Origin of the sequence: Nocardia gamkensis NBRC 108242 (assembly GCF_001612985.1) — a bacterium.
Taxonomy (GTDB): domain Bacteria; phylum Actinomycetota; class Actinomycetes; order Mycobacteriales; family Mycobacteriaceae; genus Nocardia; species Nocardia gamkensis.
Window position 1 is genome coordinate 92,439 of record NZ_BDBM01000032.1, and the last position, 10,722, is coordinate 103,160.

A 10,722-nucleotide genomic window follows, 5' to 3' on the forward strand; every position below is an offset into this window, starting at 1 on the left:
TATAAACTAGGACCATGCCCCGAACCCCGTCAAGCAGCCAGCACGCCGCCAACGTCCTCGGCGCCTTGAGCCTCGCAGTCGCCGACCGGATGAACACCGCCGTCGAAGCGATCGCGACGCTCGGCCCGTCGGCCCCGGCCGCCCTCGCCGCGATGCACGAGTTCCTCGACGGCGGATCGGTCACGCAGCTGAGCTCAGTGCTCGGCCTGACTCACTCGGGCACCGTCCGCCTCGTCGACCGCCTCGTCGTCGAAGGCCTCGTCGAGCGCGTCGCAGCACAGGACGGACGGGCTGTCTCCCTTGTTTTGACCCAATATGGCCGGAGCACGGCCGAACGGATACTTCGAGCGCGCGAGAAGTCACTGGCAAGCGCACTGTCCGCGTTGTCCCCGGACGAGATCGACAATCTTGCGGCGGTGCTGGACACGATGTTGACCACGGTGACCCATGCCAGAGCCGAGGAACGCTCCGCCCGCACCAACGACCGTCCGCAGCCTTGGCTGTGTCGCCTCTGCGACTTCGCCGCGTGCGGCCGTAGCGAGGGCAACTGCCCGGTCGACAACGTGGTGACGGAAAATAGGTGACGTGGGCCGGGAAAGGGGACCTACTGCACCAGGGACCGACCATCGGCGGCGACGCACCACCGGGCGGCACCGTCGAAGACTTCCTCGACGCACTCGGAATCGACCTGCCCGAACCGGCGACTGGGGACAAACGGTGAGCCGCAGCGGGTTTCAGTCGTCTGCGGCGTCCGGATCGCGCAGTCGCCAATGACCGCGCGACTGTCTCGCGCTCGATGGGTTGCCCGTCAGTACCGGCGTCATCAGCCACGTTCACCAGCATTCGGCGCCCCGCAGTTCGCCAGCGATGCTCAGCGACGCGGCGATCTCGGCATGGGCTTGTCCGGGGAGCGACCGAAAAACGGGCCTATGCGGCCGTTCCGCGCGCGGAGTGACCGCGCGGCTTGGCGCGCGACCGACCTTGCGCCGCACTGCCGTTGCGACGGCCGCTGACCTGACGCGGTCCGCCGCTGCCCCGGCGCGGTCCGCCACTGCTACGGTACGGTCCGCTGCTACTGCGGCGGTCGTCTTCACGTGCCGCCCGCTCGCTGTAGGAGGGCGCGACGAATGGGGCAACCGCGCCGACGAGTTCGGCCACCACGGGCGAATCCGCGGTGACCCGTTGCGGGGTCACAGTGATCTTCGCCTTGCGCATGAGGTCGGCCAGGTCGCGTCGTTCGCCGGGCAGCACCAGGGTGATCACTTCACCGGCGTTGCCGGCCCGCGCGGTACGGCCCGAGCGGTGCAGGTACGCCTTGTGTTCGGCGGGCGGATCGACGTGCACGACCAGCTCGACACCGTCGACGTGCACGCCGCGCGCGGCCACATCGGTCGCCACCAGCACCAGGGCCTCACCGGCGGCGAAGACCGCGAGGTTGCGGTCGCGGGCGCCCTGCGAGAGGTTGCCGTGCAGATCGACGGCCGGAATCCCGGCGAGGGTCAGCTGCTTGGCCAGTTTGCGAGCCTGATGTTTGGTGCGCATGAAGAGGATCCGCCGCCCCGAGCCCGAGGCGAGCCGGTGTATGACCTCGCGCTTGGCTTCGACGCTCGCGGTTTCGAAAACGTGATGGGTCATGGCGGCGACCGGGGAGTTCGCCTCATCGACGGAATGCAGCTCGGCATCCGGCAGGAACCGGCTGACCAGCTTGTTGACGCCGTTATCCAGGGTGGCCGAGAACAGCAGGCGCTGACCGTCATTCGGGGTGGCCGCGAGAATGCGGGTCACGCCTGGCAGGAACCCGAGGTCGGCCATGTGGTCGGCCTCGTCGACCACGGTGACCTCGACGGCATCCAGGGAGATCAGACGTTGGTTCATCAGATCCTCGAGCCGGCCGGGGCAGGCGACGACAATGTCGACACCGGCGCGCAGCGCCCGGACCTGCCGGTTCTGCGGGACCCCACCGAAAATCGTGGTGACCGTCATGCGATAGGCCGCGGCGAGGGGTTCCAGCGCGGCCGTGATCTGGGTGGCCAATTCCCGAGTCGGCGCGAGCACCAGGCCGGTCGGGCGGCTCGGTGCGCGCCTACCGGCGAGACCGCCGCCGAGACGGTTGACCATCGGGATGGCGAAGGCGAGCGTCTTGCCGCTGCCGGTCCGGCCACGGCCCAGCACGTCGCGTCCGGCCAGCGAATGGGGCAGGGTCTCGGTCTGGATCGGAAAAGGTTCGGTGATCCCGGCGCGGGTCAACGCCTTCACCAGCGGTGCGCTCACGCCGAGCGCGGCGAAAGAGATGTCAGCAGAACTCATGGATGTTGCGGTGCCTTTCGGACATCAGGTGGTGCCCGAGCCGTCTGTGGACCTTCCGGTCCGCGCCGGGGGCACGAAATGGCGAGATTGCCGATGGGCAAAATCGATCGCCGTAAGAAGAGCGGATGCGGCAAGCGCTACTTGCGAAGCGAATGCGATCTACGACGCTTGGCGTGACAGGTCACGCACTTGATCAACAATAGCCTGTGATGGGCAGTTCGTACTCATCGGGTGAGGTTTCTCGCTTCTTGCCACGGTTGAGCCGCCAGACTCGTGGTCGAGATCTCCACCCGCGATCAGCATGCCGAGGCCCCGCAATGACGCGCTCACCGTGGCCGGGTGCGAGCAGATCTTCCTCCACAAGGCTTCCGGCAGAACTCGGAGTGCACTGCTGATACCGAGGGGTGCTGACCGCCGCTCGAGTCAACGGCGCGCCGGTTCGATGTCGAGCGCGCGTTGAAGCTGGCTTGCCCACCAGCGCAGCTGAGCGGTCGAGTCTCGTGCTGCGGCGCCGGTGATGCCGGCGCTGCGCCGGAAGTCGCTGCCGTAAAGGGGCTCGGTTGCCATCGCCTGGTGAAGGGCCGCGACCGCGAGTCGTGTCTCGTCGATAGGACTTCCGGGGGGCCGACTCCGATGCAGAGCGTCGACGACCGGGTCGAGCATGCCGGCGCCACGGTCGCGCCATCCCGCCGCGTGCAGCGCCACCGCGAGTTCGCCATAGCCACCCCGGTACACGGTCTCGAGGGACTCGATGAGGTCGAAAAGATCGGTGCCGTGCTCCAGCCATGCGGCGACGACGTCTTGGAGCGCGGCTCGAAGCCGGCGTCCACCGTGACGAAGGAGTTCGGCGAGCAGCTTCTCGCGATTGCCGAAGTGATGCGTGACGCCGGCGTCTGTCATGCCGACCAGCGCTGCCACCGCGCGCACCTGTACAGCGGCGACGCCTCCCTCGGCCAGCAGCGAAGCCGCGGCGTCGAGGATCAGCCGACGGGCTTCGTCCGGTGGTCTGCGCGTTCTCGGGTTGGTCACCGTCGAATCTTACCTTGACTTACCAAGGTTTCTCTGCGTACCGTTACCTAGACGGCTCAAGGTAGATCGGGAGGGGCATGTCGATGTTCGAAATCAGAGAGCTGAGAGGGAAATTCGGCACGGAGGTGGATCAGCGATGGCAGAGATGAGCCTCACGTTGCACGACGTCACCCTTCGAGCCACGGTGACCGGCACGGGGCCCACGGTCCTGTTGCTTCACGCGGGGGAAGAGCGGCGCGAGGTCTGGGCACCGGTCACGGAGGGGATGACCGAGTGCGGACTGCGGACGGTGGCCTTCGATCTGCGCGGGCACGGCGAGAGTTCCGGACGGGCGACCACATTGCGGGCGATCGCCGACGACGTGATCGAGATGGTGGCTCGCGAACCGGCGCCGATCGTCGTGGTGGGCGCCTCCCTCGGCGGGTTTGCCGCCGTCACCGCCCTCGCGGAGCGGTCCGTCGCGCAGCGCGTCGCCGGCCTCGTGCTCGTGGACGTCGTTCCTGACCTCGATGCGGATCGGGCCCGCCGCTGGCTCGACGACCACGGGCTCCTCGCACGCAACAGCCAGCTCGCCGATGACATTCTCGCGTCCCGCTCCGAGCTCCACGCGATCGTGGCGGCATCGGACCTGCCCATCCTGCTCGTGCGGGGAGGACCACGGTCTCCGCTCGGCGACGCCGACGTGGACCGGCTACGCACGGCCAACCGGCGCGTCACCGTTACCCGCGTACCGGACGCCGGGCATCTCGTCGCTCGCGACGCCCCCGGGGAACTCGCCCGCATCGTTTCGGCGCACGCCACCAAGTGGCTCGGTACCGACGACGTCGTTCGTCGCGCGTTCGAGCTGCAGCGCACGCTCGGCGCCGAACGGATCGGTCACCCAGGAGGGACCCTGTTCGAGCACCTTCGCCGGGTGCACGCGCTCACCGTCGAATGGAACGCCGCGCCACGAACCCGGCTGGCGTCGATCTGTCACGCGTCATACGGCACCGACGGGTTCCGGCACGCCCTGCTGCCGACCATGGATGACCAACAGCTGCGCCACGTCATCGGCCCTGACGCGGCGGCGCTGGTGTACCTCTACGGCGCATGCGATCGCAGGCGCACCTACCGCGAACTCGGCCGACGGCCCTTGCCCGTGATCGATAGATTCACCGGTGGATCGAAGACGATCGAAGGAACCGAACTCCGCGATTTCGCCGTCCTGACCATAGTCAACGAACTCGACATCGCCCGCCACGCCCAGCCGCCTCCGTCGATTCGCAGCGATATCCGTGATCTCCTCACCGCGCTGGCCACTTACGCGCCGGACGAGGCGGCGGTAGCGCTCGCCGACGATGCGCTCGCTCGAGCGGATGCCGAGTGAACCCGACCGGCTACTCGTGTCCGCAGTGACGGAGGCCGGAAAGAGATGTTGCTGTCCCGCACGTCCGGCGAACACACGCCGAAGGTGCCGGTCAGCCGATGGACTGGTGGCTGTGGACGCGCGGACCGGTGTGCGCGGGAAGGTGCTCGTAACCGTGCAGGGTGAACAACGGCCGTCGGGTGGGCGGATCGGTCGATCGCAGGTTCGGAAACGCCTCGAACAGTGCGCGCAGAGCGTGCGCCGCTTCCATACGAGCCAGAGCCGCGCCCAGGCACACATGGGTACCGGTGCTGAAGGACAGATGATTCTTGGCGTTGTCCCGGGTGATGTCGAAACGAGCAGGGTCGGTGAACACGGCGGGGTCGCGGTTCGCGCCGGCCAGCGACAGCACCACGGTCGACCCCGCGCGCAACCGGGTACCGCCGATCTCCAGCGCTGTCCGGGTGGTGCGAGCGGTGGTTTGCACCGGCGGATCGATGCGCAGGATCTCCTCCACCGCGTTGGGCCACAGTTGCGGCTCGGCGCGTAACCGGTCCACCTGATCGGGGTGGCGCAGCAGCCAGATGATGCCCTTGCCGATCAGGTTGACCGTGGTCTCGAAGCCCGCGGCCATCAGCAGGGTCGCCGACGCGCACAGTTCGTAGGTGGACAGATCGCCCGCGGCGACCAGGCTGCTGAGGATGTCGTCGCCGGGTTCGGCGCGGAGGCGCTCCACGTGCTCGAGGAGATACCGGTACACCCGCTCCGAGGATTCCATCGCCCGCTGGTGCGTTCGCCAGGAGATCCCGAGGTCGAGCAACGGACTGATGTCATCGCCCCAGCGCAGGAACATCTCGCGATCGGAGTCCGGGAAGCCGAGCATTTCGGAGATGATGGCGATGGGCACCTGTGCCGCGTACCGCGCCACCAGATCGGTGGGGCCGTCGTCGGGCAGCGCCGCGAGCAGTTCCTCGGTGACCGACTCGATCCTGTCGCGCAGCCGGGCGACGGCACGCGGGGTGAAGGCCGCGGTGACCGGTTTGCGCATCCGGGCGTGCTCGGCCCGGTCGAGCACCAGCATCGACGGCGGATCCACCGGATTCGGCGGGAGGGGCCGACGCTCCAGCGCGCGCAGCACGGGCTGCGGTATACCGAACACGGTCGGTATACCGACACTGAAACGGTTGTCGCGCAGAATCTCCCGGACCATATCGTGATCGAAGGTGATCCACACCGGAAGGGCGCGGTGCAATCCACCCTCTCCGCGCATTTCCTCGATCAGAACGTACGGATTCTCGATCCCCTCCGCGGTACCGATCAACCGAGCGAACAGATCATCACGACGGAGCAGTAACGTTGTGAACAGGCGGATCAGCCCGTGATTGTTGACCCACCGATACGCGTAATGCGGATTCATCGAGCCCTCCGTCGTCGAACCGTCGCATCCCTTGGGCGTAACGAATATCACAGGTCTCGCGGCATCCGATGGAGTGACATCTCGAGAAATGCCGTGGTAGGCGACGTGGGTCGCCGACCACGGCGGGCCGCGCTGTTTGTCCTCGATCAACGGGTTGTCACCATGAAGGGCATCGGCCTGGGGGGCGACGCTGCCCACGTGGGACGGCGCGCATGCCGTTTGTCCGTATCAGGCGGTGATGAGGCGTTCGGCGGGATTGCGGGTGGCGTGCATGTCCCAATGGAGTCGAGCGATGTCGTCCGGTTCGATTGGTGACGCGTCCTCGGGAGTGCCCGGCGTGCCCTCGATCCACGCGCCGAGGGCGACATAGCCGACGTAAATTCCTTTGTCGGCCAAGGCGTTGTTCAATTTGAGTGCCCAGTTGTGCAGGGCGGCGCCCGCCGCGCCCGCGGCGCCGGCCGACGGCGTCGGCGAGACCGCGCTGGCGCCCGTGGTGAACAGCAAGGTGCCGGCGCCGGTCGCGATCATCGCGGGTAGGACCGCGCGGGTCGCGGTGATCGCGCCGTAGCAGGTGCCTTCGATCTGCGGCCGCAGGTTCTCCACGGTCACGTCCAGCACTCCGGTCATCCAGCTGTCGCCATCGTCGGCCCGCACGTAGGGCGCGGAGTACTGCAACACGTCGATTCCGCCGAACCGCGCCCCAGCACTGTCCAGGGCGGCGGCCAACGCGGACCGATCTGTGACATCGGCGGGAAATCCGGCCGCTTCGACACCCTCGTCGGTCAGTCTGTCGGTGAGGGCACCGAGTCGCTCCTCCGAACGGGCGATCAAGGCGACATCGAAGCCGTGGCCGCCGAAAACCTTGCCGAGCGACAGACCAAGGCGCGTTCCGGCCGCGACAAGAGCGATGGTGGGCATGGTGATACCTCCCTGTATTCGTTTTCGTTCCGATCCCCAGCGGGGACGAGTCCATCCGATCACCGCCAGGTAGGGCGAGTCCAAGACCGACCGCGCCGCGATCGATAACATGAGGGAATGGATCGGTTGGAGACGCGGGAACTGGCGTACTTCCTGGCAGCGGCCGACGAGTTGCACTTCGGGCGTGCCGCCGGCCGGCTGGGTATCGCGCAACCCGCGCTGTCGAAGACGATCCAGCGACTGGAACGCCGCCTGGGCGTGAGCCTGTTCGAACGGACCAGCCGCGTGGTCGAGTTGACCGCGGCCGGTCGGGTGCTCGCACGCGAGGCACGCACGGTGTTGGACGCGGTATCGGCCGCCACCGCACGGACGCAGCGAGCCGGCACCCGAGATCCGCGTCTGATCCTGGCCGTGAAGCCCGGCGGCGACGCGGGGCTTCTCCCGGCCATCCTCGCCGCCTACGAACGCGAACCGGACGTGCCGCCGGTCGAAGTGGTCTTCAGCGGCGACCGCACCGGCATGCTGCTCGCGGGGAAAGCCGATGCGGCGCTTTTGTACACGCCACCCGACGACGTGCGCGGACTGGACACCGAAACGCTGCTGAGCGATCCACCGGTCGCCGTGCTGCCTATATCCCACCCACTCGCACACCGGGCCGACCTCTGCATGGCCGACCTCGCGGGCGAAAACCTGCACAAGTACCCCACGGACGTCAACGCCATACGCAGCATCAGCGAATTGATGCACCTGATCGCCCTGCGGCGCACCGTCGCCGTGCTGCCCGAGTCGCTGACCACGCCGCTGCGCGAGGACCTGACCACCGTGGCGATGACGGATGTCCCGCCGAGCGTTCTCCTGCTCGCCTGGCCCGCACACAGCACGTCCCAGTCGGTAGCGGCCCTCACCCGCGCAGCCGCGAACGCCGCGGCTGCGCGACGCACATCGGAAGCGTGCGGGCACGCAACGGCAGCCATCGACACGATCGGCCCACCCGAAATCCTCGGTCGGCTTCCCTCTTCGGGTGCTTCGGGGTCACGCAACGGCCGATGAGTTCCGCCGAGGTCGGGCAGGTGGAAGCTGTAATGCCCGTCGATGCCGATGTGGGCGCGGACGAACGGCGACAGCGCGCGGTGCGTCAGCGGCGTCACGGCTCCCCGATGGATTATCGTCAGGCTCCCTGAGGGACACGCAATCCGCCTCGAGCGTCGGTCTGCCCAGGCGTTCAGTACTGACCTGAAGTACGTATCAGGGAGGAATTGTGGACATTACCGAGCTGATTCTCGATGACCACCATGAGCAGCGGCGGCTGTTCGCGATCCTGGAGCAGATCGACCCCGCGGAGACCGACGCGCTCTCCGCGGTCTGGAGCAGGCTGGCGGCCTTCCTCGAACTGCACGCGCAGGCGGAGGAGGAGATCTTCTACCCCGCACTGCTCCAGGCGGGCATCGCGGCCCGGCGCGCGGGCGGGGTGGAAGACGAGACACTCGACGCTATCGGCGACCACAACGAGATCAGGGACGCGATCGCCGAAGTGGCGCGTCATCAGGCCGGCACCGCGGACTGGTACGCGGCCGTCGCGGCAGCGAACTCGGCCAACAGCGATCACATGGCCGAGGAAGAACGCGAGGGACTCACCGACTTCCGCAGGCTGGCCGGATTGTCGAGCCGCCATCGGTTGGCCGTCGCCTTCGCCGCTTACGAGGCGCGGAACTACGCAGGCGTCGAGCCCGTCGACAAAGATCCCGTCAGCTATGTCCGGGCGGCGGAGAGGAAGCTGCCGACAGCTGCGAGCGGGTCGCTGAATGTCGGCACTCTGAAGCGGAACTGACCTCGGCAGACCGGCCGCGGCAGTCGTGGCGGCCGCGCATCCAGCGCCGTACCCCAGCCGAAAGGGTGTGAATCCGCCGCAGAACGCGTACTCGAGCGGCGAGGATGTCTAGTTCTCGGTGCGGCGATAGGGCGGAACGACCCGTTGCCGATCGGCGGCGATCTGGCGCCGCCGGGCCGCCATCGCGTCCGCGGGGGAGGAGCCGGTGGACAGCGCGCGAAAGATGGCTGCCGCGTCCTCGATCGCGTCCCGCGCCCCGACTCCTTCAGCGGGTGTGATGGCGTGATCGGCGTCGCCGCACAGGATCACCGGAAGCCGTGGAGCAGCGGCGGCCGCGAAGGGGACGTTGCGCGCATTGGAGACATGCACGGTCTCGGTCTCGGCCAACAGAAGATCTACCACGTCGGAGACGCCCGGGGCGACCGTTCGAATGAGTTCCGCCCACTCCGCTACCGGATGGAAGCCGATGTTCTCGACGGGAAGAGGCGGGCGGGTGACTCTGGCGAACCAAACGGAAAGTCCTTCGTCCCAGAAGTGGCCGAACGCGCCCGCCGGGCGGCCGTCCGCATCGATCCGGCCGTCGAAATGCAGCACCGTGCTCTTGGTGCGCAACGCTTGGGCACGCTCGGTACGGCCGTAGAACACGATCTGCCCGGCGTACTCGGGTGTTCGCTCGGTTCGATCCGGCGGCGGGCGAGGGAGTCGATGCATCCCCGCATCGACAGCGCAGCGTCTCGTCAGGGACTGCCAGGTCGAATGTGGCTCTGCCGCGACCGGGTTCAGGAACGCAGCGACTGCCGCGTGGGGGAGGTGGTCGCGCTCAGGCGCAACGGTGGCGGCGCGGGACGCCTCGGCGTACAGGGTGGCGGCCTGCTCGAGGGCGTCCGCCCGCATCAGTTGCGGGACGACGCCACGGTTCTCGAGCAGGCCGCCGTCACGGCGGGGTGGGCACGGCGGCACCTTCGCGGAGCCGGGCCGGGCTACATCCGGAGGGCGGCGTCATGCGGCACTGCGCTGTGAGCCCGGTGCTCATGCCGCCGCTGGTGGGGCTGCTACCGAGCAAATCGGGCGATGTCTTCCGCGACGCGCTCTGGTGCTTCGAAGGGGAACGCGTGACCGAGCCCGCGGTAGATCAGCAATTCCGAACCGTTGATGTAGCTGTGTAGCATGCTGGAGTTGGCGGCAGGTTCTTGCTCGTCGTTTTCAGCGCCCAAGATGAGGGTGGGCAGCCGAAGGGCGGGCAGGCTGCTGACGACGTTGGTGGTGGTGGTGGGCTTCGACCGCCAGTCAGCACATCCAACTCCGCGGCCGGGCGGCCCGACGCGATCGCCCGGCGCGCCCGACGGGGCGCCCGCAGCGCGGTGATGAAGCTGTGATTCGAGCACCAGATCAGCACGGACTCCAGCGCAGTCGAACCGCCGGTGAAGATCGTGTCGGCCACCGATGAGGATGCGACATGAACTGAAACAGCCCGCAATTCGGGGATGTCGGCCGCAATGGCCCAGTGTGCGAACCCTATCGCGCTCATTCCATGCAACGCCAACCGTCCGTCGAACCACACCTGATCTCGAAGCCACTCGATTGTTGCCAACCCGTCGGCACGCTCGGTGCTCAGCGGCAACACATCCTCGGCCGAGCGGCCGTCCTGCACCACCACCTGAAATCCCGCGCACGCTCGGCTGCGGCCGGCGACCTATGGTCGTGCAGGTCTGTTTGCGCGTGGTGAATCTCCAGCGCTTCGGAGGGAGAGTCTCGGCTGCTTCCGGTGATCTGCGGGGCGCTGTATCGGATTTTCGCGGGGTGTCGCGATAGGTGAGACTCAATATCCGGCGTCGGGCCCGGACCGCTGTGAGCGGAGTTTCGACACGTACACGGCCG

12 protein-coding genes and 1 pseudogene are annotated in these 10,722 nt (G+C 67.7%); 6 read left to right on the forward strand and 7 right to left on the reverse strand.

Translation table 11 applies throughout. From position 1 onward, the window contains the following. Positions 1–14 precede the first annotated feature (14 nt). Positions 15–584, forward strand: coding sequence for a MarR family winged helix-turn-helix transcriptional regulator (locus NG1_RS24220; protein ID WP_063910418.1), 570 nt, complete (start codon positions 15–17; stop codon positions 582–584). Further along, positions 581–721 (forward strand): hypothetical protein, encoded by a 141-nt coding sequence (locus NG1_RS36910; RefSeq protein WP_157114198.1) that lies wholly within the window; start codon positions 581–583, stop codon positions 719–721. The genes NG1_RS24220 and NG1_RS36910 overlap by 4 nt, the downstream gene beginning before the upstream one ends. Before the next feature lie 206 nt (positions 722–927). Here NG1_RS36910 and NG1_RS24225 read toward each other — a convergent pair whose 3' ends face one another. Next, positions 928–2,307, reverse strand: coding sequence for a DEAD/DEAH box helicase (locus NG1_RS24225; RefSeq protein ID WP_062974449.1), 1,380 nt, complete (start codon positions 2,305–2,307; stop codon positions 928–930). A 423-nt stretch (positions 2,308–2,730) separates the two neighbouring features. Beyond that, complete coding sequence (locus tag NG1_RS24230; protein WP_062974451.1) at positions 2,731–3,336, reverse strand: TetR/AcrR family transcriptional regulator; 606 nt, start codon at positions 3,334–3,336, stop codon at positions 2,731–2,733. 136 nt (positions 3,337–3,472) lie between these two features. Between NG1_RS24230 and NG1_RS24235 the strand changes: the two genes are divergently transcribed. Beyond that, positions 3,473–4,702, forward strand: coding sequence for an alpha/beta fold hydrolase (locus NG1_RS24235; protein WP_062974453.1), 1,230 nt, complete (start codon positions 3,473–3,475; stop codon positions 4,700–4,702). A 91-nt stretch (positions 4,703–4,793) separates the two neighbouring features. Here the strand turns inward: NG1_RS24235 and NG1_RS24240 are convergent, their stop codons facing one another. Both NG1_RS24240 and NG1_RS24245 read right to left on the reverse strand, forming a co-directional pair. Further along, positions 4,794–6,098 carry a cytochrome P450 gene (locus tag NG1_RS24240; protein WP_062974455.1) on the reverse strand — a complete coding sequence of 435 codons (1,305 nt, stop codon included), beginning with the start codon at positions 6,096–6,098 and terminating at the stop codon, positions 4,794–4,796. 228 nt (positions 6,099–6,326) lie between these two features. Then, positions 6,327–7,016 (reverse strand): SDR family NAD(P)-dependent oxidoreductase, encoded by a 690-nt coding sequence (locus tag NG1_RS24245; RefSeq protein ID WP_063910421.1) that lies wholly within the window; start codon positions 7,014–7,016, stop codon positions 6,327–6,329. A gap of 117 nt (positions 7,017–7,133) precedes the next feature. On the opposite strand from NG1_RS24245, the gene NG1_RS24250 reads away from it, so the two are divergent. Further along, positions 7,134–8,066: a LysR family transcriptional regulator gene (locus NG1_RS24250; protein WP_084499151.1), complete on the forward strand. Its 933-nt coding sequence runs from the start codon at positions 7,134–7,136 to the stop codon at positions 8,064–8,066. Positions 8,067–8,274: 208 nt separating this feature from the next. Continuing rightward, complete coding sequence (locus NG1_RS24255) at positions 8,275–8,844, forward strand: hemerythrin domain-containing protein (protein WP_062974459.1); 570 nt, start codon at positions 8,275–8,277, stop codon at positions 8,842–8,844. Between the two features lie 108 nt (positions 8,845–8,952). Here NG1_RS24255 and NG1_RS24260 read toward each other — a convergent pair whose 3' ends face one another. After that, positions 8,953–9,555, reverse strand: a complete 603-nt coding sequence (locus NG1_RS24260) for a Rossmann-fold NAD(P)-binding domain-containing protein (protein ID WP_062974461.1) — start codon at positions 9,553–9,555, stop codon at positions 8,953–8,955. Between the two features lie 90 nt (positions 9,556–9,645). Here NG1_RS24260 and NG1_RS24265 point away from each other — a divergent pair, with 90 nt between their 5' ends. Next, on the forward strand, positions 9,646–9,864 hold the full coding sequence (locus tag NG1_RS24265; RefSeq protein ID WP_157114199.1) for a hypothetical protein: 219 nt from the start codon (positions 9,646–9,648) through the stop codon (positions 9,862–9,864). 32 nt (positions 9,865–9,896) lie between these two features. On the opposite strand, the gene NG1_RS39070 is transcribed toward NG1_RS24265, so the two are convergent. Continuing rightward, positions 9,897–10,229, reverse strand: coding sequence for an alpha/beta fold hydrolase (locus NG1_RS39070; RefSeq protein ID WP_062974465.1), 333 nt, complete (start codon positions 10,227–10,229; stop codon positions 9,897–9,899). Further along, a pseudogene (locus NG1_RS39075) lies at positions 10,187–10,501 on the reverse strand (CocE/NonD family hydrolase); the annotation flags it as partial. The pseudogene NG1_RS39075 and the gene NG1_RS39070, both read right to left, overlap by 43 nt. Between the last annotated feature and the right edge of the window lie 221 nt (positions 10,502–10,722).

What these genes read in the sequence shown, in the direction of transcription:
- NG1_RS24220 (WP_063910418.1), top strand. Translation starts at nt 15, where the DNA reads ATGCCCCGAACCCCGTCAAGCAGCCAGCACGCCGCCAACGTCCTCGGC.
- NG1_RS24225 (WP_062974449.1), bottom strand. Translation starts at nt 2,307, where the DNA reads ATGAGTTCTGCTGACATCTCTTTCGCCGCGCTCGGCGTGAGCGCACCG.
- NG1_RS24235 (WP_062974453.1), top strand. Translation starts at nt 3,473, where the DNA reads ATGGCAGAGATGAGCCTCACGTTGCACGACGTCACCCTTCGAGCCACG.
- NG1_RS24240 (WP_062974455.1), bottom strand. Translation starts at nt 6,098, where the DNA reads ATGAATCCGCATTACGCGTATCGGTGGGTCAACAATCACGGGCTGATC.
- NG1_RS24245 (WP_063910421.1), bottom strand. Translation starts at nt 7,016, where the DNA reads ATGCCCACCATCGCTCTTGTCGCGGCCGGAACGCGCCTTGGTCTGTCG.
- NG1_RS24250 (WP_084499151.1), top strand. Translation starts at nt 7,134, where the DNA reads ATGGATCGGTTGGAGACGCGGGAACTGGCGTACTTCCTGGCAGCGGCC.
- NG1_RS24260 (WP_062974461.1), bottom strand. Translation starts at nt 9,555, where the DNA reads ATGCATCGACTCCCTCGCCCGCCGCCGGATCGAACCGAGCGAACACCC.